Origin of the sequence: Planosporangium thailandense, assembly GCF_011947195.1 — a bacterium.
Lineage (GTDB): Bacteria > Actinomycetota > Actinomycetes > Mycobacteriales > Micromonosporaceae > Planosporangium > Planosporangium thailandense.
Genome location: NZ_JAATVY010000002.1, coordinates 261,410 through 282,896 on the forward strand (window position 1 = coordinate 261,410; position 21,487 = coordinate 282,896).

Consider the following 21,487-nt stretch of genomic DNA (forward strand, 5'->3'; position numbering starts at 1 on the left):
CACCGGTCGCGGTGCCGCCACCCCTGGCACCGCGACCGGCCCTCATCCCGTTTAAGGAGGCATCCCGGTGAGTACCAAGGACTGGCTGGAGAAGGACTTCTACGCCGTCCTCGGCGTCGCCAAGTCGGCCTCCACCGATGAGATCAAGAAGGCCTACCGGAAGCTCGCCCGGGAGCTCCACCCCGACCGCAACCCCGGTAACAAAGAGGCCGAGGCGCGCTTCAAGGACGTCTCCGAGGCCTACGCCGTGCTGTCCGACGAGAGCAAGCGCAAGGAGTACGACGAGATGCGCGCGCTCTTCGGGTCGGGCGCGTTCCGGCGCAGCGCCCGGGCCGGCGCGGGCGCCGGGGCCGGCGGGGGCGTCCCGTTCGACCTGGGCGACCTGTTCGGCGGCGGGGCCGGGGGGACGGCCGGCGCCGGCGACCGCAGATTCGGCGGCGCGGGCTTCTCCGACCTGTTCGGCTCCATCTTCTCCGGCGGCGGCACGGGCCGGCGGAGCGCCCCCGGTCGTGGCCGCGACATCGAGGCGGAGCTGACGCTGTCGTTCGCCGAGTCGGTCCAGGGCGTCACCATGCCCCTCACGCTGCGCGCACCGGGGGTCTGCGAGACCTGCCACGGCACCGGCGCCGCGCCCGGCAGCAAGCCGCGTACCTGCCCGGCCTGCCGCGGCTCCGGCCTGATCACCAGCAACCAGGGCGCGTTCAGCTTCTCCGAGCCCTGCCGGGAATGCCAGGGCGTCGGCACCCTCGTCGAGGAGAAGTGCCCCGAGTGCCGCGGCACCGGCGGGGTCACCAAGACCCGTACGCTCAACGTCCGCATCCCGCCGGGCGTCAACGACGGCCAGCGCATCCGGCTGCCCGGCCGGGGCGAGCCCGGGGAGCGCGGCGGCGCGCCGGGTGACCTGTACGTGCTGATCAAGGTCAAGCCGGATGACATTTTCCAGCGCAAGGACGATGATCTCGTCCTGACCGTTCCGGTCACCTTCGCCGAGGCGGTCCTGGGCACGGACCTCCGGGTGCCGACCCTCGACGGCGCGGTGACCGTTCGGGTGCCGCCCGGCACCCCGAGCGGACGGACCCTGCGGGTGCGCGGCAAGGGCGTCACCACCCGTTCCGGGCGTACCGGAGACCTGCTCGTCACCGTCGACGTGCAGGTGCCCAAGGATCTGTCCGAGGATGCGCGCAAGGCGCTGCAGGACTTCGCCGACGCCACCCCGCCGGCGCCCCGTGAGCGTCTCGAGGCCGCCCTCCGCCGTACGACCGGGCAGAGCGGAAGGAGCCGACCATGACCGAGCGAAGCGAGCGCGTGGAGCAGATCGTGATCGGTGTCGAGTCCGACGAGAAGGTGCTGATCATCTCGGTGGCCGCCCGGATGGCGGGCATGCACCCCCAGACGCTGCGTCAGTACGACCGGCTGGGGCTCGTTCAGCCCGGCCGGTCGTCGGGCGGCGGCCGCCGGTACAGCCCGCGGGACGTCGCGCTCCTGCGCGAGATCCAGCGGCTGAGCCAGGAGGACGGCGTCAACCTCGCCGGGATCAAGCGGATCATCGCGCTGGAGCAGCTGGTGGCGGATCTCCAGGAGAAGCTGGTCGAAACGCAGGAGGAGCTGGCGGCGGCGCGGCAGCGGATCGCCGAGCTGGAGTCGACGATCTTCCCCAGGCGGGATCTGGTGCCCATGTCGAGCAGTCAGACCGCGCTCGTCGTCTGGCGGCCGCGCCGGTAGTCGGCAGCCCGGGTGGGTGGCGCCGTCAGCCGATACGGCGCGGGTTGCGGACCAGTCCGCCCTCGCACCAGTCGTGGTAGTCGAAGAGCTCGGGGCGGGCCAGCAGCATCCTGACGTTGTGGGCCCACACCGCGAGCACCTCGTCACCGGCCTGCTCGGCGGTCTCGACGAACCTGCGCAGCCGGCGGCGGGGGTGCGCCCGGAAGTCGGTGCGGACCCCGTCGGCGGCGTAGATGTACAGGCAGTGCAGGGCGAAGCGGCGGGCCGGGCAGGCGGGGTCGGAAGCGATCTCGAACAGGGTGCCGATGAGCCGGTCACCCGAGACCAGGAGGTCCCAGTCGGGGGGCAGGGTCGCGATTTGCGCGGGGTCGGGGTGGTAGGCCCACGCGCGCAGCTCGGCGGGAGTCGGGTCGACGGGATTCGCGAAGCCACGAGACGTCGCTGGTTGAACACTCACCGCTATCTCCTGTAGCCAGTCGGGTCTGCGTGTCCTGGCTGGATGCGCGTCACCGTAGCTGGTCAACGCGGGTCTATGGAAGGGCTGCGCAGCTTGGATGGCCACACCGTAATGATCGGATGCTCGGTACGGAGGCCCGGATGCCGGTAGATTTCCGTGGCGTGACGGTCGAGCCTGCCCCCCAGAAGCCTGACAATCCCGCGCTGCGGCTGTCGGATGCCGACCGCGAGCGGGTGGTGGGGTGGCTCAGCACGGCGCTGTCGGAAGGCCGGCTTACCCTGGTGGAGTTCGAGGAGCGGGTCGACGCGGTGCTGCGGGCGAGGACGTACGCGGAGGTGGAGCCGCACCTTGCCGACCTGCCGGTCGCCGCGACGTCGGTCGGACGGCCCGTTCAGGATGTCGTCGAACTGCGCAGCGTTGCTTCCAACCTCAAGCGCCGTGGTCGGTGGGCCGTCCCGCGCCGTCTGGTCGTGCGCAACAAGGCGGGCAACGTGCGGCTCGACTTCGCCGAAGCGGTGATCCAGCACCCCGTCGTCGAGATCGACGTGCAGGTGCACGCCGGAAACGTCAAGCTGATCTTGCCGCACGGGGCGACCGCCGACATCGACGGCGTGCAGGTGCTCGCCGGCGACGCCAAGTTGAAAGTACCGGCGGGCTACGACGTACCCGATCGTGGGCCGCACTTCGTGGTGACCGGCTCGCTGAAGGCCGGGAACCTGAAGGTGCGCTACCGGCGCCGCTTCTGGCGCTGGAGCTGGTAGCCCCGCCCTCCTCACCTCCAGCGGCCCGCGTCGCGCGCGGCCGTGGCTTCGCCGACCGGTTTGGACGGTGTCTGCTTTCTCATAGCACACCTAAAGTTGAGTTGGGTAGACTCAAGTCCGAAGCGGCACGCTGACGAAGTCCGATGAAGCCCGAGGAGCCGATGAACGCCGAACGCCTGACCACCAAGAGCCGCGAGGTCATCAAGGCGGCTGTGGATACGGCCGCCAGTCGCGGCCACGCCACGGTCGAGCCGTGGCACCTGTTGCTCGCCCTCCTGGACACCGGCGGCTCGACCGCCGCGGCGCTGCTGCGCGCGGTCGGGGCCAACCCCGCCGACGTACGCCGGGAGGCCGTCCGCGCGGTCGAGCAACTGCCCTCGGCCCGCGGCTCGTCCGTGGCGGAGCCCAGCGTGGCCCGCGAGTTCGCCAACGCGATCGCCGCCGCCGAGCAGATCGCCCGCCCGCTCGGCGACGAGTACGTGTCGACCGAGCACCTGCTGGCCGGTCTCGCGCGCGTCGGCGGCGCGGTCGGCAACGCCCTGCGCCGCGTCGGCGCCACCGAAGAGAGCCTCGTCGCGGCGTTCCCCCAGGTCCGTGGCGGGGACCGGCGGATCACCAGCGCCGACCCGGAAGAGACCTACCAGGCGCTGGCCAAGTACGGCGTCGACCTGACTGAGCGCGCCCGGGAGGGGCGGATCGACCCGGTCATCGGACGTGACTCGGAGATCCGCCGGGTCATCCAGGTGCTGTCCCGCCGGACCAAGAACAACCCGGTGCTCATCGGTGAGCCCGGCGTCGGCAAGACCGCCATCGTGGAGGGGCTGGCGCAGCGCATCGTCGCCGGTGACGTGCCGGAGTCGCTGCGCGACAAGCGCCTCGTGTCGCTGGACCTGGGCGCCATGGTCGCGGGCGCGCAGTACCGCGGACAGTTCGAGGAGCGGCTCAAGAGCGTCCTGGAGGAGATCAAGAACTCCAACGGCAAGGTCGTCACGTTCCTCGACGAGCTGCACACCGTCGTCGGCGCCGGCAAGGCCGAGGGCAGCATGGACGCCGGCAACATGCTCAAGCCGATGCTCGCCCGCGGCGAACTGCACATGATCGGCGCGACCACGCTCGACGAGTACCGCGAGCACATCGAGAAGGACCCCGCCCTGGAGCGGCGCTTCCAGCCGGTTCTGGTTGGCGAGCCCAGCGTCGAGGACACCATCGGCATCCTGCGGGGGCTGAAGGAGCGCTACGAGGTCCACCACGGCGTCCGGATCACCGACGGCGCCCTGGTCGCCGCGGCGGCGCTGTCCGACCGGTACATCACCGACCGGTTCCTGCCGGACAAGGCGATCGACCTGGTCGACGAGGCCGCCTCCCGGCTCCGTATGGAGATCGACTCGCGGCCGACCGAGGTCGACGAGATCCAGCGCGCCGTCGACCGGCTGGCGATCGAGGAGATGGCGCTGGCCAAGGAGCCCGACCCGGCGAGCGCACAGCGACTGGAGAAGCTGCGCGCCGAGCTCGCCGACCGGCGGGAGCAGCTGACCGCGCTCACCGAGCGCTGGCAGTTCGAAAAGCAGCACATCACCGCGATCTCCGCGGCCAAGGAGGAGCTGGAGCGGCTGCGCGGCGAGGCCGAGCGCGCCGAGCGCGACGCCGAGCTGGAGCGGGCCGCCGAGCTGCGCTACGCCCGCATACCCGAGCTGGAGCGGCGGCTGGCCAACGCCGAGGCGGAGCTGGCGGCGATCCAGACCGACGGCGCGATGCTCAAGGAGGAGGTCGGCGCCGACGACATCGCCGCCGTGGTGGGGTCGTGGACCGGCATCCCCGCGGGCCGGCTACTCGAAGGCGAGACCGCGAAGCTGCTGCGGATGGAGGAATCGCTGCGCTCGCGGGTGGTCGGCCAGGACGAGGCCGTCGCGGCCGTCTCCGACGCCGTGCGGCGGGCCCGCGCCGGCATCGCCGACCCCGACCGCCCGACCGGTTCGTTCCTGTTCCTCGGCCCGACCGGGGTCGGCAAGACCGAGCTGGCCAAGGCGCTCGCGGAGTTCCTGTTCGACGACGAGCGCGCGATGGTACGCATCGACATGAGCGAGTACGGCGAGAAGCACTCGGTGGCCCGACTGCTCGGCGCCCCGCCCGGCTACGTCGGGTACGAGGAGGGCGGCCAGCTCACCGAGGCGGTGCGCCGGCGGCCGTACTCGGTGATCCTGCTCGACGAGGTCGAGAAGGCCCACCCGGACGTGTTCGACGTGCTGCTCCAGGTGCTCGACGACGGCCGGCTCACCGACGGGCAGGGCCGTACGGTCGACTTCCGCAACGCGATCCTGATCCTGACGTCGAACCTCGGTTCGCACGTGATCGCCGACCCGCTCCTGACCGAAGAGCAGCGCCGGGACGCCGTCATGGTCGTCGTCCGGGAGCACTTCAAACCGGAGTTCCTCAACCGGCTCGACGACATCGTGGTGTTCTCGGCCCTGGCCGGCGACCACCTCAAGGCGATCGTCGACATCCAGCTCGAACGGCTGGCGCGGCGACTGACGGACCGCCGGCTGGGGCTCGAGGTGACCGACCCGGCGCGTGATTGGCTGGCCAGTAACGGGTATGACCCGGTTTACGGCGCCCGGCCGCTGCGCCGGCTGATCCAGACCGCGATCGGCGACCAGCTGGCCAAGTCGCTGCTGGGTGGCGAGGTCCGCGACGGTGACCGCGTCGTGGTGGACCTGGCAGACGACAAGAGGGCGCTGACGGTCCGGGCGGCATGACCGCCTTCAGCGATCTTGGACACTTGGCGGGCCTATGACACCGCCAAGTGTCCAGGATCCCACCGGTGAGGAGGTGGGTTCGTGGAGGATCTGGAGCGGTACCTGGATGACCTGGAGCGGGCGGAGACCGTCGCGTTCGGGGGCGTCGGTTTCGCCGGCGAGGTGTTGCCCGAGACGAGGGCGTTCGACACGATCGCCGAACGCTGCACGCCGGCGCTGCGGCCGCGGCTGGAGCGCCTGCTCGACGCGGCGTCACCGGCCGGCCGGGTGTACGCGGCCGTACTGATCGGGCGGATGGACCCGGAGGCCGGCCGGCAGGCCTGGGACCGGCTGGCCGGCGACCGCGCTCCCGTCGACACGTTCAGCGGCTGCGTCCGCAACCGAACCACCCTGGCGGAGTACGCGGCCGCGTACCACGAGGGGCAGCCGGGCTGATTCACCAGCGCACGGCCGGGAAGGGTGGACGCGGTGAACCCCGCAACCGGCCCGCCCGCCGGGCAGCCGTGGCCCGCGTACCCCGCCCCCACCGGGCGGGGTCGTCCGCCGTTGCCGGTGTCCGCCGCGACGGTCCTGCTCATGACCGCGGCCGTGCTCGCCCTGCTCCCCCTCGTCTCGCTCGGGTACGACTTCACCCACTTCGACGACGTGCTGCGGCGCGCCGCGGAGCGGACGGCGGCCAGTGCGCAGGAGGTCAGCCAGGAGCAGACCGCCCACCGGATCGTCGCCGGCGCCACCACGGCTTTCGTACTGCTGACCTCGGGAGCGCTGTTCGTGCCCGCGCTGTGGCTGCGGCGTGGCAACCCGGTCGCTCGCGTGCTCAGCTGTATCGGCGGCGTGGGCGCGTCGGTCTGCTGCTGCGGCGGGTACGGGCTGGCGCTGGCCGGCGCGGGCATGTCGAGCGGGACGGCGCTGCAGGTGGAGATGGCTCAACTGTCGGCGCGGGAGACACCGGCATGGGTGGGCCTGGTCGCGCTGCCGGCCCTGCTGCTGGCACCCCTTGCGATCACCGCCGTGGTGCTCCTGCTCGTGCCGCCGTCCAACCGCTTCTTCCGGCCCCCGCCGGTGCCGCCTCCGCAGCAGTCGAACGCCGGCTACTACGTCTATCCCGCGCAGTGGTGGGGCGGCCCGGCCGAGGGTGCCCACCCGGATACCCATCCCGGCGACCACCCGGGCCCTCACGCCGGCTCCCACCCGGGTCCTCACCCCGGCGACCGACCTGTGGGGCCGCCCGACGACCGGCCCGACCCGCTGGACCCGCGGGACCACCCGCCGGGGTGAGCGGCCGTCCAGCTTGGGGTCGCGCGATCGATGTCCAGCCGATACCGTGTCCGCCTGGGCAACCCCGGGAGGAGACCTTATGGCGGACGCGGCCGCGCCGGTGGAGCCGGAGCGGCGGCCGGCCGTTGTGACGGCCGCGTGCTGGATGCTCTACCTGGCTGCCGCCGGCCAACTGCTCCTGGCGATCATCATGTTCAGCCACCTGGGGGCTACCAGGCAGGCGTACACGAAGGTGCTCGCCGACACGCCCGTGAAAGGCGCCACGGACGTGTCCGTGGCGATCATCGCTGCCAACGCGGCGGTAAACCTCGTCTTCGCGATCGGATACGTCGTGGTGGCGATTCTCGACGGCCGGGGCAGGAATCCGGCCCGCATCGTCACCTGGGTCATCGCCGGTCTCGCCATCTGCATGTCGTGCTGCGGCCTCGCGTCGACCGCCATCGCCCTGAGCGGCCTCGGTGACAACGGCGCCAACGGCGCCCCGTCCGCGCAGGACATCCAGCGGGCGCTCAGAGCGGCGCTTCCCGGTTGGTACGAGCCCGTCATCACCACGATCCAGGTGGTTTCGCTCGCCGCGCTCGTGGTGGCGGTCGTGCTGCTCGCCCTGCCCGCGGCCAACCAGTTCTTCCGCAGGAAGCCCGCGGCCGGGTGGGAGCCGCCCGTTCCGGCCACCCCGCCGGTGCCGCCACCGACCGCCTGACCCTCGACCGGGGCGGATCACCGGCCGAACGCTGTACATCAACTCCGCTGGACGTAAAGGGAGGCACCGTTGACCAAGACCGCTCTGGTCACGGGCGCCACCGCGGGCATCGGCGCTGCCTTCGCGCGTCGGCTGGCCGTGGAGGGGTACGACCTGGTGCTGGTCGCTCGCGACGAGGCGCGGCTGGCCGCGTTCGGCGCGGAGCTCACCGAACGCCACGGCGTCACGACGGCGTCGCTGGCGGCCGATCTGGCCACCGCCGAGGGGTGCGAGCGGGTCGAGGCCCGGCTCGGCCAGCGGGACGCGCCGGTGGACATGGTGGTCAACAATGCCGGCATCAGTCTCAACACGCCGTTTCTGAACTCGACCGTGGAGGGTGAGGAGCGGCTGCTGCATCTCAACGTGCACGCCGTCATGCGGCTCACCCTGGCGGCGCTGCCGGGCATGGTGGAGCGCCGCCGAGGTGAGATCATCAACGTCTCGTCGGTCGCCGGGTTCGGTACCCCCATGCCCGGCTCGACCTACTCGGCGAGCAAGGCCTGGGTGACGAACTTCAGCCAGTCGATCGCGGAGTCGGTCCGGTCGTCTCGGGTTCGGGTGATGGCGCTGTGCCCGGGATACACCCGCACCGAGTTTCATGACCGTGCCGGTATAAACATGTCGAGGATGCCCGGGTGGCTCTGGCTCACCCCGGAGGAGGTCGTCCGCGACGGCTTGCGCGATCTTCGCCGTGGAAAGAACGTGAGCGTACCGGACTGGAAGTACAAGGTTGCGGTCTTCGGTATGCGCCATCTCCCCCAGCGCTTGGTGCAAACCGTGTCAAAAGATGCGCGTGGTAGGGACTGACGGCCCTTGTGGTCCCGCGCTGTTGCAGGTCGGACGCATTTCAACCAATAATATTTCGGATATATCGGGCGTATCTAGCAGTCGATCGCCCGGGACGGGCACAAAACGGGATAAAGCGACAAACATCACAACGACGGACATGAGTAGGCGGCGTGTCGCGCGCGCTGTGGTGGCCCGGACTGTCCCCAACTGGAAGAATGTGACTGCCGGAATAAGTGGGGCGTTGGGTCCGTCGACGGTGTGACCAGTACGCTTTTCAACATGACCGAACGTGACGACCTCGGTAAACTCATCACTGAACTGGCTGTGGTAACCGGCCGTGTGACGTTGTCTTCGGGTGCCGAAGCGGATTTCTATGTGGACCTGCGGCGGATCACCCTTCATCACGCTGCCGCACCGCTAGTTGGACGAGTGATGCTCGATCTCGTCGCAGATTGGGAGTTTGACGTCGTGGGCGGGCTGACATTGGGGGCGGACCCGATCGCCACGGCTATGTTGCACGCGGCCGCCATGCGTGGCCGGGCGGTGGACGCGTGTGTTGTGCGCAAGGCTGAGAAGGTCCATGGCTTGCAAAGGCGGATCGAGGGCCCGGACGTGGCGGGTCGTCGGGTGCTCGTCGTCGAAGACACCTCTACCACTGGAAAGAGTGCCTTGACAGCGGTGGAGGCGTTGCGGCAGGCGGGAGCAGAGGTGGTGGGCGTGGCGGTGATCGTGGATCGCGGAGCGGGGGATCTCGTCCGATCCGCGGGGCTGAACTACCGCTCAGTATTCTCGCTGACCGACCTCGGCCTTGCGGTCTGAAAAATTGTCGATTCGGATCTGCGATATGCAGGCGGGTCGATGCTGTTGGTGGAAGGATGGATTTCGTGGGAACTGCGCTGGCCGATGTGACAATGCCTCAGATTTCGCCGCTTGCCGGCGAACCGATCGACCGTGCTGACGCGGAGCGCCTCGCAGGGGTGCTCAAGGCGCTCGCCGACCCGGCCCGACTCAGGCTCCTGAGCCTGATCCAGTCGGCCCCGGAGGGTGAGGCCTGCGTCTGCGACTTGACCGCGCCGCTGGGCCTGTCCCAGCCGACGGTCAGTCATCACCTCCGCATCCTGACCGAGGCTGGACTGCTCGAGCGGGAGAAGCGGGGCGTGTGGGCGTTCTACCGGATCGTGCCGAGCGCGATCGGGACTATCGCCGACCTGCTGACCCCGCCGCGTAAGCGCGCCACCAAGAAGGCGCCGCGCTGAATGAGTGCAAACCCTGTCGCGTGAGGCGGCGGGGGTGAATTAAAGCGATGGAGATCCGCGCGACCAGCTCACTCATGTGGGGAGCGAGGTGGTACGCGCGGGTCTCGTCGTCGGTTCCGGGGGGGAACCTTCGTGCTGGCCGACAGCGTCGAGCTTGCCCACAAGCGGGCCGGTACCTGGAAGAGGCGGGCCCGGCTGACGTACCAGGCGCTCGCGCTGGGGCGGGCAGCCGAACTGCCGGACTGCCCGCCTGAATTCCTTCGCGCCATCGACGCGGGCACCCAGTGCACCGCGTAACGCCGTCGGTCAGACCTCGTCGCGCCGGCTGGCCTGGCTGACCTGGTCACGCGGGGCGGTCGCCGCGGCCCGGGAGCGGCGCCGGTCGGTGTAGCCCCGGCCCGCCTCGATCATGACCGGGATCGCCGAGATCACCACGATCAGCAGCGTGACCGGGATGATGTAGTTGTCGATCTTATTCGGCGGGATGACCTTGATGATCTGCTTGGCCAGGCCCCAGCCGACCAGCAGGATGCCGTCGGTCCACAGGATGCCGCCGACGACGTTCCAGATGAAGAACGTCCGCGCCGGCATCTCCAGCACGCCGGCGACCGGGTTGAGGAACGTGCGCACGATCGGGATGAAGCGCGCGAGCACGACCGCCTTTGCCGGGCCGTACTTGTTGAAGTAGTACTCGGCCTTGTCGACATACTCCCGCTTGAACAGCCGCGAGTCGGGCCGGGCGAACAATCGTCGGCCGTAGCGTGCGCCCAGCCAGTGCCCCACCTGGGCGCCGGCGATGGCACAGATCGGCGTGATCACGAGCATCAGCGGCAGCGGCAGCGTGAGGCCGACGATGTCTTTTGCAATCGGCGACGAGGCGATCCCGGCCAGGAACAGCAGCGAGTCGCCGGGGAAGAAGAAACCGACCAGCAGGCCGGTCTCTACGAACATGATCACCCAGACGCCGACGAAGCTGAACGTCTGGAGCAGCCCTTTGGCGTCGAGCGGGTTGAGCGACAGCACGTCGTTCAGAGAGCGCGTCTTTTCGGCGGTGTCCACGGCCAATCACGTTACATGTCGGGTCACCGGCGGGCGTTGTCACGCAGCGCACCACCGGGCTCCCCGGCGCGGACCGTGCCCGGCCGGCGGGTGATCGCGCCGCCACCGGCCGCCGTCTCGACCTCGAGCAGGCTCACCTCGTGGCGTTCGGCCTCGTAGGCGGCATGGCCACCGCGCAGCCCGAACAGCCGCTTGCTGAGCGCGATGTAGAGCACTGCCACAATGTTGATCACGAGCGCCCCGACCCGCAGCCCGGTGACCTTCTCCGTCAGCTCGTACACCTCGATCGGGATGCCCAGCGCCGTGGCGACCACGGCGAAGTACTCGCCCCACCGCTTGAGCAGCCACAGGCCGGTCGCCTCGATCAACTGCAGCACACCGTAGACGGCCAGACCGACGGCCAACCACAGCAGCGTGTTCGACCGGGCCTCGATCACCGTGCGGATCGTGTGTACGAGCGACGAGTCGTCGAGGTTGTACCCGATCTTGTCGGCGATCGGTCGGATCAGTGGCAGATCCTCGTTGAAGGCCAGCTGGACGGCGTCGCGGTGGGATCGGAAGCGGAAGAGCCCGTACGCGCCCAGGAGCACCAGCAGCGCCCGCACCCCGCGCTCGACCGCCAGCAGTCGCAGGATGATCGCGTCGCGCAGGGCGCGCCCGCGTATCACGATCGGGGCGTCGTCGGCAGGTCCCTCCCCCGTCGGCTCGCCCACGAAGAAGCCGCCGCAGCGCAGGCAGCGCCAGGCCTCCCCGGCGGGGGTCTCCACCCGCAGCCGGGCCCGTAGCTCCTCCTCGGTCGGCGCGTACATGACGTGGCCGCGCCGGCCGCACACCCGCAGGTTCCAGTCCACGCCGTCACGCTACAACCGCAGGTCGACGCCGCTCGTCATTCGTGGCCGCCACCCTCGCGCGCGGCATAGCGTGGAACCCGTGACGGCGGACACGCTCAGCCTGGACGACCCGTACACGGTGCCCACCGCGTACTGGCACCGGTTGCCGGACGGTCGGGTGCAGTGCGACGTGTGCCCGCGGGCCTGCAAGCTGCACGAAGGCCAGCGTGGGCTGTGCTTCGTGCGCGGGCGGGTCGACGACCGGGTGGTGCTCGCCAGCTACGGCCGCTCGTCGGGCTTCTGCGTCGATCCGATCGAGAAGAAGCCGCTCAACCACTTCCTGCCCGGCTCGTCGGTGCTCTCGTTCGGCACCGCCGGCTGCAATCTCGCCTGCCGTTTCTGTCAGAACTGGGACATCTCCAAGTCCCGTGAGATCGACACGCTGTCGGCCGCGGCCTCGCCGGAGCTGCTCGCGGTCACGGCCGGGCGGCTCGGCTGCCGCAGCGTCGCGTTCACCTACAACGATCCGGTGATCTTCATGGAGTACGCGATGGACGTCGCGGACGCCTGCCGGGAGCGCGGGATCGGGGCCGTCGCGGTCAGCGCCGGGTACATGAACCCGGGCCCGCGGGCCGAGTTCTACCGTCACATGGACGCAGCCAACATCGACCTCAAGGCGTTCACCGAGACGTTCTACTCCAAGATCACATTCTCGAAGCTGTCGGTCGTGCTGGAGACGCTGGAGCACCTGCGCGACACCGACGTGTGGTTCGAGATCACGACACTGCTCATCCCCGACCACAACGACTCCGACGCCGAGATCGCGGCCGAGTGCGCCTGGCTCGCCGAACATCTCGGTCCGGACGTACCGCTGCACTTCACGGCGTTCCACCCGGACTTCAAGATGCGGGACGTGCCGCGCACGCCGCCGGCCACGCTGAGCCGGGCCCGACGGATCGCCCGCGAACACGGGCTGCGCTACGTCTACACCGGCAACGTGCATGATCCCGCCGGCCAGACCACCACCTGCCCCGGATGCGACGAGCCGGTGATCGTCCGAGACTGGTACGCCATCGACGACTACCGGCTGACCGCCGACGGGCGCTGCGCCACCTGCGGCACGTCACTTCCAGGTCGCTTCGACGGGCCGGTGGGCGGCTGGGGACCCCGTCGGCTGGGGATCCGGCTGGCGGATCCCGGCGACGCGCCGCGTTCTGGACAATGAACGGATGGCCCGACGACTCGTCGTGATCGGTGGCAACGCCGCCGGCATGTCCGCCGCCTCCCAGGCCCGCCGCCGGCGCAGCCGCGACGACCTCGAGATCGTCGTGTTCGAGCGCGGCCACTTCACCTCGTACTCCAGCTGCGGCATCCCGTACTGGGTGGGTGACCTCGTCGACGGCCCCGACCGGCTCGTGGCCCGGACCCCCGAGACGTTCCGGGACGAGTACGCCATGGACGTCCGGCTGTGTCACGAGGTCGTCGCGATCGACCTGGCGCACCGGCACGTCGTCGCGCGTCACACAGCCGGCGGCGAGCCGGTACGCGAACGGTTCGACGATCTCGTGTACGCGCCGGGCGCCCGGCCGGTGCGCCCGGACTGGGCCGGCGGCGGCCCGGAGGGGGTCTTCGGCGTGCAGACCCTCGACGACGCCGCCGCGCTGATGGCGTGGCTGGACGCCGGGCCGGCGCCGCGGCGCGCGGTCGTCGTCGGCGCCGGCTACATCGGCGTGGAGATGGCCGAGGCGCTGGTCCGCCGGGGGCTTGCGGTGACCATCGTCGAGCGCGGCCCGCAGCCGATGGCCACGGTCGACCCCGACATGGGATCGCTGGTACGGGAGGCGATCCGCGCCATGGGCATCGAGGTGCGTACCGGCGTGACGGTGACCGGGCTGAAGGACTCCGACGGCCGGGTGTCGGCCGTGGTCACCGACACGGGTGAATTTCCGGCCGACGTCGTGGTCCTGGGGCTGGGCGTACGCCCCGACGCCGACCTCGCGCGCGCCGCCGGCCTGCCGGTCGGCCGTACCGGAGGAGTCGTCACCGACCTGCGCATGCGCGTGGCTGACGGGGTGTGGGCGGCCGGCGACTGCGTCGAGACGGTGCACCGGGTCAGCGGTCAGCCGGTGTACGTGCCGCTGGGGACCCACGCCAACAAGCAGGGCCGGGTCGCGGGCATCAACATCGGCGGCGGGTACGCCACGTTCCCCGGCGTGGTCGGGACGGCCGTCACGAAGGTCTGTGAGCTGGAGGTCGGGCGTACCGGGCTGCTGGAGCTCGACGCCACGGCGGCCGGGTACGAGTTCGTGACGGCGGTGGTGCGCTCGACCAGCCGGGCCGGTTACTACCCGGGCGCGGCGGAGATGACGATCAAGCTGATCGCGGAGCGGGGTACCGGCCTGTTGCTGGGCGCGCAGATCGTGGGCCGGTCCGAGGCGGCCAAGCGGATCGACGTGCTGGCGACCGCCCTGTGGAACCGGATGACCGTCGACGAGATGACTGCGCTGGACCTCGGTTACGCCCCGCCGTACGCCCCGGTCTGGGATCCGGTACTGGTGGCGGCGCGGAAAGCCGCCGTGGCGGTGGAACGGGCGGACTACCGGTCGTAGTCGTCGTCGAAGTCGACCGTCTGCGCCTGCTCGATCGCGTCGCCCTCGCTGGTCTCGAACGGCACCCGTGGGCGCTCCGGCTCATGGCTGGGGACGGCGAGCAGCGCCTGCTCGAGCGCGTCGCCCTCACTCGCGTCCAGGGGCACGCGCGGTCGTTCCGGCAGATCTTCCGCGTGGAAGGGGAGCGTCTGTTCGAACGCGTCCGCCGGAGGCGCTTCGAGGTCGTCCGTCGCCGGCCGCAGTTCGTCGTCGACGTCGTCCTGCCCGCCCCGGATGTCCTCGCCAGGTTTGGTCATATCTCCCCCTGTACCCACACTCGGCGCGGAACGCACCAGGTTTTCATACCGTACGCACGAGGGTCGGTCCGGCGCTCGGGACGAAGGCCGCGGATGCGATTGCCGGCCCGGCGAGCGCCCGGGGCCGGTGCTGCGGGATACTCCACCTCGACGAGGACAGCGGGGTCCCCCACGACGGACCTAACAGCCAAGGAGCGCCGCAATGCCCATCGCTTCGCCCGATGCCTATGCCGAGATGCTCGACCGCGCGAAGGCGGGCGCCTTCGCTTACCCGGCGATCAACGTCACCTCCTCGCAGACGCTCAACGCCGCGCTGCGCGGCTTCGCCGAAGCGGAGAGCGACGGCATCGTCCAGGTCTCCACCGGTGGTGCCGAGTACCTGTCCGGGCCGACCGTGAAGGACATGGTCACCGGTGCCGTGGCGTTCGCGGCGTACGCCCGCGAGGTCGCCAAGAAGTACCCGGTGAACATCGCCCTGCACACCGACCACTGCCCGAAGGACAAGCTCGACAAGTTCGTCCGGCCGCTGCTGGCGATCTCGAAGGAGCGGGTGGCGCGCGGCGAGGACCCGGTGTTCCAGTCGCACATGTGGGACGGCTCCGCCGTGCCGCTCGGGGAGAACCTGACGATCGCGCAGGAGCTGCTCGACGAGGCCGCCGCCGCGAAGGCGGTCCTCGAGGTCGAGGTCGGCGTGGTCGGCGGCGAGGAGGACGGCATCGTCGGCGCGATCGACGAGAAGCTGTACACCACCGCCGAGGACGGTCTCGCGCTGGTCGAGGCGCTGGGCCTCGGTGAGAAGGGCCGCTACATGGCGGCGCTGACCTTCGGCAACGTGCACGGCGTGTACAAGCCGGGCAACGTGAAGCTGCGCCCCGAGATCCTCAAGGAGATCCAGGACGCGATCGGCAAGAAGTACGGCCGCGAGAAGCCGCTGTCGCTGGTGTTCCACGGCGGGTCCGGCTCGCTGCTGGAGGAGATCCGCGCGGCGCTCGACTACGGCGTGGTGAAGATGAACATCGACACCGACACGCAGTACGCGTTCACCCGGCCGGTCGCCGACCACATGTTCCGAAACTACGACGGCGTCCTCAAGGTCGACGGCGAGGTCGGCAACAAGAAGACCTACGACCCGCGGGCGTGGGGCAAGGCGGCCGAGGAGGGCATGGCGAAGCGGGTCGTGGAGGCCTGCCAGCACCTCCGCTCGGTCGGTACCAGCATGAGCAAGTAGCGCTTTCTCCGCGATCTTGGACACCTGGCGGTGTCATAGGCCCGCCAGGTGTCCAAGATCGCCGGTTAGGGGGCGGTGAGGAGCGCCGCCGCCTCCGCCACGTCGTCGGTCACGTGGATCAACCCGCTCAGGTCGCCGGCCGGCGAGTTGGCCAGCAGCGGTTCGAGCAGGGTGCGTACCGGCAGCCGCTGCGTCCAGTACACGGAGTCGAGAAAGACGTACGGCCCGCTGACCCCGTCAGTGGCGTAGAACGTCTTCGTCGCGGCCTGGAACACCTCCTGCACGGTGCCGGCCCAACCGGGCGCGAAGACGATGCCGCCGCGCGACAGTCGCAGGATGGTGTCCTCCCGGATCGCGTTGGAGAAGTACTTCGCGATCCGGGCGGCGAACAGGTTGGCCGGCTCGTGGCCGTACAGCCAGGTCGGGATGGACAGCCCACCCTGCCGGGCCCAGCCCAGCGGGTCCGTTCCGCCGGCGGGCGGGAAGTGGTCGCGCACCTTGAGGGCGGCCGCGGTGTACGGGTCGCTGTCGCGGAAGTCGGGTGCGCTGGCCAGCACGTCGATGGCGGCCGTCAGATCGGCGGCGGTCCCGTCGGCCAGGAAGGCGCCGAGGTTGGCCGCCTCCATCACGCCCGGGCCGCCGCCCGTGACGACGAGGCGGCCGGCCCGCGCCAGCTCCCATCCCAGCGTCGCGGCCAGCCGGTAGGTCGTCGAGCCGCGCGGTACGGCGTGGCCGCCCATGATGCCGATCGCGGCGGACCGCCCGGCCGCTGCGATCCAGGTGTTCGTCGTGGCGGCCAGGGCGTTGTCGATGCCGCTGTCGTGCAGTCGCTGCACCAGCGCCTCGCGGGGGGCCGGCTGCGCGCCGCCGGAGGCGCGGAAGTGCTCGTAGACGACCGTGTCGTACATCCCGGCGAAGCCGTCCCGGCCGAAGCCGGCCGCGAGGTCGTCCGCCGTGTACAGGCGGCCGGGGTGGGTGGGGTACGGCACGCCGTCGAAGGCCGGTACCACGAGCGCGCCGCGGCGGACGAGGTCCGCGGTGACCTCCGGGGAGGCGAACCGGCAGCCGACGAAGAGCGCGTCGTGCACATCCACCGTGGCCAGCGCCCGCGCGAAGCCCGCGTCGCCGAGATCGAGGCCGAGGATGACCAGGCCGCCGAGGCTTCCGCCGGACAGGTGCACGTCGAGTTCGGCGCGGGTCTCGACCTCGTGCGGGGTGGCGTCGTGAAGGGCGATGACATCGGTGGGTGGAGGCGTAGGCACCCGGTCATCCTGCCGTAGTCGCCGGTGAACACCGCGATGGCCCGAGCACAAGTCTCGGGCCATCGTTTTGCCGGTCCTGGGGAGGCTCCGGACCTCCAGTTGTAATCGTCATTGCACAATTGCGCACCACCCGTACGCGTGACGAAGGCCTCAGCCGTTCGGTCACTGCGGCGTCCCGGGCGGCAGCCCCGGCTCCCGCGGCTCGCATGCGGACCGACCCGACCCGTGAGGGGGGCCCGCCGGGACCCCACTTACTAGTGCTTTACGAGCGGCAACGGTTGAATTGGGACATGCAGAACCAGAACCTTCTTCAAGAGCCGCCGCCCACCCTGCTGCCGGCACATCCGGAGGCGGATCAGGCGCTCGCCGACGCCGGAGTCGGTGACGAGGACACCGCGCCGCCCGGTCCGCTCGGCAGATGGGACGACCTGAAGGGCGTCGCAGCGCGGTTCCCCAGCTACAGCGCCGCCTGGGCCCGCCTCGGTGAGCAGGCGCTCGCCGCGAGCGACCCGGTCACCGCGTACGCGTACGCCCGGACCGGATACCACCGGGGGCTCGACCAGCTACGCCGCAGCGGCTGGAAAGGGCACGGCCCGGTGCCGTGGTCCCACGTGCCCAACCGGGGGTTCCTGCGCTGCGTGAACGTCCTGGCTCTGGCGGCCTCCGCGATCGGCGAGGCGGACGAGGCGGCGCGCTGCGCCCAGCTGTTGCGCGACTGCGATCCGGCCGCCGCCGACGCGCTGACGGGCTGAGCGCCTATCTCCGCGATCTTGGACACTTGTGCCACCTATGGGTCGCGCGAGTGTCCAAGATCTGGTCAAAGGCCCTCGGCGACCGCGGCCGCGATCTTCAGCCAGGCCCGGCGGCTCTGCGAGGAGAGCGCGTTGTAGCGAAGCGGCTCACCGGAGTCGATCAACCGCTCGTACGGTGCCAGCAGCACGGTCCGGGTACGCGCCTGGAAGTGCCGCTCGATGGCCGGAATGTCGAGATCGCGGCGGCTCGGCGGCATCGAGACGACGGTGACGGCCTGCCGGACGAGCCGGTGCAGCCCCTGCTGTTCGAGGTAGTCGAGCATCCGGGCCGCGGTCTCGGCCGAGTCGTTGCGGGCTGACATCGTCACCACGAGCTGATCGGTCGCGTCGATCGCCGCCTGCCAGTTCTCCGCGCGGACGTTGTTGCCGGTATCGACGAAGATCAGCTTGTAGAACCGGCTCACGATCTCGCGGATGTCGGCGAACGCCATCGCGGTCAGCATCTCGCCCGCGGTCGCCGACTCGTCCGAGGCGAGCACGTCGAACATCCCCTCGCCCTGCGCCCGCACGTACTGCGACAGGTCACCCACCCGCCCGTGCGCGCCGCGGAAATGGTCCAGGTCACGCAGCAGGTCCCGGACCGTACGGGAGTGGAAGTCCTGCTGCGCGCGCATGCCGAGGGTGCCCTGCGTCTCGTTGTTGTCCCAGGCCAGCACGTACCCGCCGCGCCGCTGCCCGAAGGTCATCGCCAGCAGCAGGACGGCCATGGTCTTGCCGGCGCCGCCCTTGGGGTTGACCACGGTGACCTGGCGCAGTCCGCCGAAGTTGCGGCGCACCATCTCGATGTCGTGGCGGATCTCCTGCTCGTGCCGCCCCGGACCCAGGTTGACCAGCCCGAACGTGGACTTCCGCAAGGCCCCGCGCACGCCCATGGTCGCGACCGGTTCGGCAGGCCGGACCGCTCGGCGCCGCGCGAAATCCTCGGCGGTCACCGAGCCCTCGGGAGCCCACTGCTGTGGCGGGGGCGGCGCTGGCCGGGCGGCGGGTGGCGCGTACGCCGGGGTCGCGTACGCCGGGGTCCGGTAGACGCCGGGCGCCGGCGACGGATCGACGCACTGCGCCGGTGCCGCCGGCGTGACCGGCGGTGCCGGCGCGGGTGGCCGTGGCAGAGGCGGCGGCTGGCTCCAGGGCGAGCCGGCCTCGGTCCGGGTACGGTTCGGCGCGAGCGTCCGGGTGGTCGGATCGATGGCTACCGGCTGGCCGTGCACCGCCGCGGGCTGGTGGTCGCGCGGCGACCCGGCACGCTCGGCCGGCGACGACGCGACGTTCTCGTCCGGCGGCCAGAACGGATCTTCCACGAGGTGCCCCCCTTCCGGCGATCCACCGGGCCTGTTTGGCACGGTATTTGAATACGTCACCGGATAGCGGTCAATTTGCCGACCTCACGTCGCGAAGTCAACCGATCTCACGACGTGAAGACGGCCCAGGCTCCCCGCTCCATCCACCAGGTCCGCTTACGGCCCAGCGTGCCCGCCACCCCGTCGTCGACGAACGGCACGTCGGTGCGCGGATGGACCGCCACCGCGCGGCCCCGCGCCCGGCGTACCTCCACCCGGACCTGGCGCCGGCCGTACCACCGGCGGGTGGTGACCGGCAGCGCCACCGCCACGTCGAGCATGCCGTCCGCCGCGTCGGCGCGGGTCACCAGCGGCAGGTCGTCGATGGTCGCGTAGCCGTCGGCGTTGGCGACGGCGGTGGCCAGCAGCGGTTCGCCGCCGTCACTGAGCACGGTGTCGTCGACGTTGACGCTGGCCGCGTACGGGACCGCCTGTCCGGTGTCGTCGGCGCCGCCGAGCAGCGTGCCGTGCAGCGTCACGGAGCCCCCGTCGTTGCGCAGCAGGTCCAGCCGGCGGGTGCGGCCGCTCAGGACGGCGGCGGCGACCGCGGCCGGGTCGCTCGGCAGCCCCAGGCGCTTGACCAGCTCCACGTCACCCATTGGAAGGACACCGATCGGCGGCAGGTCGGGCAGCGTGCGGTCCTCCGGCAACGACTCCGGGCGGGCGCTCGGCGCCGGCGCGTACCGCCGGACCATCCGCCGGACGACGGCGCGGACCTCGCCGTCGGTCGTCGCCGCCACGATCAGCACCCGGTCCGGGGAGTCCAGGACGGCGTCGATGTCGCCGTCCGAGTACGCGGTGACCGTCTCCACCTGGGCGCCACCGGCCACCAGGGCGTCCCGGCAGGCGAGGACGGGCACGCGCGGCGAGCTCGCGCAGCCGCCCGAGAGCCCGTCGTCGAGCGTGAGCAGCACCACGTCGTTCACCGTTTTTCCTCCTTGTTAGCCTGACACCCCGGGGCGTTGCCGCGGTCGGAAGCGGCGCCGAACCCTGGAAGGCGGACTTCAACATGCCAGCGATCGTGCTGATCGGCGCGCAGTGGGGCGACGAGGGCAAGGGCAAGGTTACCGACCTGCTCGGAGAGCGCGTCGACTACGTCGTGCGGTACCAGGGCGGTAACAACGCGGGTCACACCGTGGTCACACCGGATGGGCAGAAGTACGCCCTCCACCTGCTCCCGTCGGGCGTGCTGACGCCCGGCTGCGTGCCGGTGATCGGCAACGGGGTCGTCGTCGACCCGAAGGTGCTGCTCACCGAGCTGGACGGGCTGGCCGAGCGCGGAGTGGACGCGTCCAGCCTGCTCATCTCGGCCGACGCGCACCTGATCATGCCGCACCACCGGGCCCTGGACCGGGTCGTCGAGCGGTACCTCGGCTCCTCACGCATCGGCACCACCGGCCGCGGCATCGGGCCGGCGTACGGGGACAAGGTCGCCCGGATGGGGATCCGGGTACAGGACCTGCTCGACGCCGGGATCTTCCGCAAGAAGCTGGAGCTGGTCCTGCGGGAGAAGAACCAGATCCTGTCGAAGGTGTACAACCGCAAGGCCATCGACGTCGACGCGGTCGTCGAGGAGTACCTGGGGTACGCCGAGCGGCTGCGCCAGTACATCGCCGACACCCGGCTCGTGCTCGGCAAGGCCCTGGAAGCGGGCAAGACCGTGCTGCTCGAGGGCGCCCAGGCCACCCTGCTGGACGTGGATCACGGCACGTACCCGTTCGTGACCTCCTCCAACCCGACCGCGGGCGGCGCCTGCGTCGGCTCGGGCGTCCCGCCGACGAGCATCTCGCAGGTCATCGGCGTCGCCAAGGCGTACACGACGCGGGTCGGCTCGGGTCCGTTCCCGACCGAGCTGTTCGACGAGAACGGCCAGCACCTGCTCAAGATCGGCGGCGAGTACGGGACGACGACCGGCCGGGAGCGGCGCTGCGGCTGGTTCGACGCGGTCGTCGCGCGGTACGCGGCGCGGGTCAACGGCATCACCGATCTCGTGGTCACCAAGCTCGACGTGCTGAGCGGCCTGGAGAAGGTGCCGATCTGCGTGGCGTACGAGATCGACGGTGAGCGGGTCGACGAGATGCCGATGACGCAGACCGCGTTCCACCACGCCAGGCCGATCTACGAGGAGCTGCCCGGCTGGTGGGAGGACATCTCGAAGTGCCGGACCGAGGCTGAGCTGCCGGAGAACGCCCGCCGGTACATCGAGCGCGTCGAGGAGCTGTCCGGCGCCCGGGTGAGCGCCGTCGGGGTCGGCCCGGGTCGCGACGAGAACGTGGTCCGGCACCCGCTGCTGTAGCGG

At 70.7% G+C, this 21,487-nt stretch carries 22 protein-coding genes and 1 pseudogene; 16 read left to right on the forward strand and 7 right to left on the reverse strand.

What is annotated here, in order from left to right:
* The first annotated feature begins 67 nt into the window (after positions 1 to 67).
* Entirely contained in the window at positions 68 to 1,288 is a 1,221-nt protein-coding gene (gene dnaJ / locus HC031_RS03955; protein ID WP_167923765.1) for a molecular chaperone DnaJ, read from the forward strand.
* Between the two features lie 17 nt (positions 1,289 to 1,305).
* Positions 1,306 to 1,722: a heat shock protein transcriptional repressor HspR gene (locus tag HC031_RS03960; RefSeq protein WP_420813598.1), complete on the forward strand. Its 417-nt coding sequence runs from the start codon at positions 1,306 to 1,308 to the stop codon at positions 1,720 to 1,722.
* Between the two features lie 25 nt (positions 1,723 to 1,747).
* Here HC031_RS03960 and HC031_RS03965 read toward each other — a convergent pair whose 3' ends face one another.
* Entirely contained in the window at positions 1,748 to 2,179 is a 432-nt protein-coding gene (locus HC031_RS03965; protein WP_167923767.1) for a hypothetical protein, read from the reverse strand.
* A 161-nt stretch (positions 2,180 to 2,340) separates the two neighbouring features.
* Here HC031_RS03965 and HC031_RS03970 point away from each other — a divergent pair, with 161 nt between their 5' ends.
* The 9 genes from HC031_RS03970 (at position 2,341) to HC031_RS04010 (ending at position 10,052) form a co-directional block, all read left to right on the forward strand.
* The gene (locus tag HC031_RS03970; RefSeq protein WP_167923768.1) at positions 2,341 to 2,940 is read left to right on the forward strand and encodes a DUF1707 domain-containing protein; all 600 of its coding nucleotides are present in this window, start codon (positions 2,341 to 2,343) and stop codon (positions 2,938 to 2,940) included.
* Positions 2,941 to 3,101: 161 nt separating this feature from the next.
* The gene (gene clpB / locus HC031_RS03975; protein WP_167924035.1) at positions 3,102 to 5,693 is read left to right on the forward strand and encodes an ATP-dependent chaperone ClpB; all 2,592 of its coding nucleotides are present in this window, start codon (positions 3,102 to 3,104) and stop codon (positions 5,691 to 5,693) included.
* Positions 5,694 to 5,774: 81 nt separating this feature from the next.
* Positions 5,775 to 6,128, forward strand: coding sequence for a hypothetical protein (locus HC031_RS03980; RefSeq protein ID WP_167923769.1), 354 nt, complete (start codon positions 5,775 to 5,777; stop codon positions 6,126 to 6,128).
* A 33-nt stretch (positions 6,129 to 6,161) separates the two neighbouring features.
* Complete coding sequence (locus HC031_RS03985) at positions 6,162 to 6,971, forward strand: hypothetical protein (protein ID WP_167923770.1); 810 nt, start codon at positions 6,162 to 6,164, stop codon at positions 6,969 to 6,971.
* Positions 6,972 to 7,050: 79 nt separating this feature from the next.
* The gene (locus HC031_RS03990) at positions 7,051 to 7,671 is read left to right on the forward strand and encodes a hypothetical protein (RefSeq protein ID WP_167923771.1); all 621 of its coding nucleotides are present in this window, start codon (positions 7,051 to 7,053) and stop codon (positions 7,669 to 7,671) included.
* 69 nt (positions 7,672 to 7,740) lie between these two features.
* Positions 7,741 to 8,517: an SDR family NAD(P)-dependent oxidoreductase gene (locus tag HC031_RS03995; RefSeq protein ID WP_167923772.1), complete on the forward strand. Its 777-nt coding sequence runs from the start codon at positions 7,741 to 7,743 to the stop codon at positions 8,515 to 8,517.
* Between the two features lie 261 nt (positions 8,518 to 8,778).
* Entirely contained in the window at positions 8,779 to 9,318 is a 540-nt protein-coding gene (gene pyrE, locus HC031_RS04000; protein ID WP_167923773.1) for an orotate phosphoribosyltransferase, read from the forward strand.
* 56 nt (positions 9,319 to 9,374) lie between these two features.
* Positions 9,375 to 9,755, forward strand: coding sequence for an ArsR/SmtB family transcription factor (locus HC031_RS04005; RefSeq protein WP_167923774.1), 381 nt, complete (start codon positions 9,375 to 9,377; stop codon positions 9,753 to 9,755).
* 132 nt (positions 9,756 to 9,887) lie between these two features.
* On the forward strand, positions 9,888 to 10,052 hold the full coding sequence (locus HC031_RS04010; protein ID WP_167923775.1) for a hypothetical protein: 165 nt from the start codon (positions 9,888 to 9,890) through the stop codon (positions 10,050 to 10,052).
* Between the two features lie 9 nt (positions 10,053 to 10,061).
* Here the strand turns inward: HC031_RS04010 and HC031_RS04015 are convergent, their stop codons facing one another.
* Together HC031_RS04015 and HC031_RS04020 are read right to left on the reverse strand one after the other, a co-directional pair.
* Positions 10,062 to 10,820, reverse strand: a complete 759-nt coding sequence (locus HC031_RS04015; protein WP_240942084.1) for a DedA family protein — start codon at positions 10,818 to 10,820, stop codon at positions 10,062 to 10,064.
* 17 nt (positions 10,821 to 10,837) lie between these two features.
* Positions 10,838 to 11,665, reverse strand: coding sequence for a DUF2127 domain-containing protein (locus HC031_RS04020; RefSeq protein WP_338090473.1), 828 nt, complete (start codon positions 11,663 to 11,665; stop codon positions 10,838 to 10,840).
* A gap of 79 nt (positions 11,666 to 11,744) precedes the next feature.
* Between HC031_RS04020 and amrS the strand changes: the two genes are divergently transcribed.
* Entirely contained in the window at positions 11,745 to 12,869 is a 1,125-nt protein-coding gene (gene amrS / locus HC031_RS04025) for an AmmeMemoRadiSam system radical SAM enzyme (protein ID WP_205862218.1), read from the forward strand.
* 4 nt (positions 12,870 to 12,873) lie between these two features.
* Complete coding sequence (locus tag HC031_RS04030) at positions 12,874 to 14,253, forward strand: FAD-dependent oxidoreductase (RefSeq protein ID WP_167923778.1); 1,380 nt, start codon at positions 12,874 to 12,876, stop codon at positions 14,251 to 14,253.
* Here the strand turns inward: HC031_RS04030 and HC031_RS04035 are convergent.
* The gene (locus tag HC031_RS04035) at positions 14,241 to 14,549 is read right to left on the reverse strand and encodes a hypothetical protein (RefSeq protein ID WP_167923575.1); all 309 of its coding nucleotides are present in this window, start codon (positions 14,547 to 14,549) and stop codon (positions 14,241 to 14,243) included. The genes HC031_RS04030 and HC031_RS04035 overlap by 13 nt on opposite strands.
* A gap of 202 nt (positions 14,550 to 14,751) precedes the next feature.
* Here HC031_RS04035 and fbaA point away from each other — a divergent pair, with 202 nt between their 5' ends.
* A complete protein-coding gene (gene fbaA, locus HC031_RS04040) occupies positions 14,752 to 15,777 on the forward strand; it encodes a class II fructose-bisphosphate aldolase (RefSeq protein ID WP_167923779.1) in 1,026 nt (341 codons plus the stop codon).
* A gap of 65 nt (positions 15,778 to 15,842) precedes the next feature.
* Here fbaA and HC031_RS04045 read toward each other — a convergent pair whose 3' ends face one another.
* Positions 15,843 to 17,039 (reverse strand): LOG family protein, encoded by a 1,197-nt coding sequence (locus HC031_RS04045; RefSeq protein ID WP_338090474.1) that lies wholly within the window; start codon positions 17,037 to 17,039, stop codon positions 15,843 to 15,845.
* A gap of 290 nt (positions 17,040 to 17,329) precedes the next feature.
* Between HC031_RS04045 and HC031_RS04050 the strand changes: the two genes are divergently transcribed.
* Positions 17,330 to 17,791, forward strand: a complete 462-nt coding sequence (locus HC031_RS04050; protein WP_167923781.1) for a DUF3151 domain-containing protein — start codon at positions 17,330 to 17,332, stop codon at positions 17,789 to 17,791.
* Positions 17,792 to 17,856: 65 nt separating this feature from the next.
* On the opposite strand, the pseudogene HC031_RS04055 reads toward HC031_RS04050, so the two are convergent.
* Both HC031_RS04055 and HC031_RS04060 read right to left on the reverse strand, forming a co-directional pair.
* Positions 17,857 to 19,191, reverse strand: a pseudogene (locus HC031_RS04055) (MinD/ParA family ATP-binding protein); the annotation flags it as partial.
* A 65-nt stretch (positions 19,192 to 19,256) separates the two neighbouring features.
* Positions 19,257 to 20,114, reverse strand: a complete 858-nt coding sequence (locus HC031_RS04060; protein ID WP_167923782.1) for a diacylglycerol kinase family protein — start codon at positions 20,112 to 20,114, stop codon at positions 19,257 to 19,259.
* Between the two features lie 83 nt (positions 20,115 to 20,197).
* Here HC031_RS04060 and HC031_RS04065 point away from each other — a divergent pair, with 83 nt between their 5' ends.
* Positions 20,198 to 21,484, forward strand: a complete 1,287-nt coding sequence (locus tag HC031_RS04065; protein WP_167923783.1) for an adenylosuccinate synthase — start codon at positions 20,198 to 20,200, stop codon at positions 21,482 to 21,484.
* Positions 21,485 to 21,487: the final 3 nt, after the last annotated feature.

Excerpts from the sequence above, each read along its gene's own strand:
- clpB (WP_167924035.1), top strand. The coding sequence starts at position 3,102 with ATGAACGCCGAACGCCTGACCACCAAGAGCCGCGAGGTCATCAAGGCG.
- HC031_RS03990 (WP_167923771.1), top strand. The coding sequence starts at position 7,051 with ATGGCGGACGCGGCCGCGCCGGTGGAGCCGGAGCGGCGGCCGGCCGTT.
- pyrE (WP_167923773.1), top strand. The coding sequence starts at position 8,779 with ATGACCGAACGTGACGACCTCGGTAAACTCATCACTGAACTGGCTGTG.
- HC031_RS04005 (WP_167923774.1), top strand. The coding sequence starts at position 9,375 with ATGGATTTCGTGGGAACTGCGCTGGCCGATGTGACAATGCCTCAGATT.
- HC031_RS04030 (WP_167923778.1), top strand. The coding sequence starts at position 12,874 with ATGGCCCGACGACTCGTCGTGATCGGTGGCAACGCCGCCGGCATGTCC.
- HC031_RS04035 (WP_167923575.1), bottom strand. The coding sequence starts at position 14,549 with ATGACCAAACCTGGCGAGGACATCCGGGGCGGGCAGGACGACGTCGAC.
- fbaA (WP_167923779.1), top strand. The coding sequence starts at position 14,752 with ATGCCCATCGCTTCGCCCGATGCCTATGCCGAGATGCTCGACCGCGCG.
- HC031_RS04050 (WP_167923781.1), top strand. The coding sequence starts at position 17,330 with ATGCAGAACCAGAACCTTCTTCAAGAGCCGCCGCCCACCCTGCTGCCG.
- HC031_RS04065 (WP_167923783.1), top strand. The coding sequence starts at position 20,198 with ATGCCAGCGATCGTGCTGATCGGCGCGCAGTGGGGCGACGAGGGCAAG.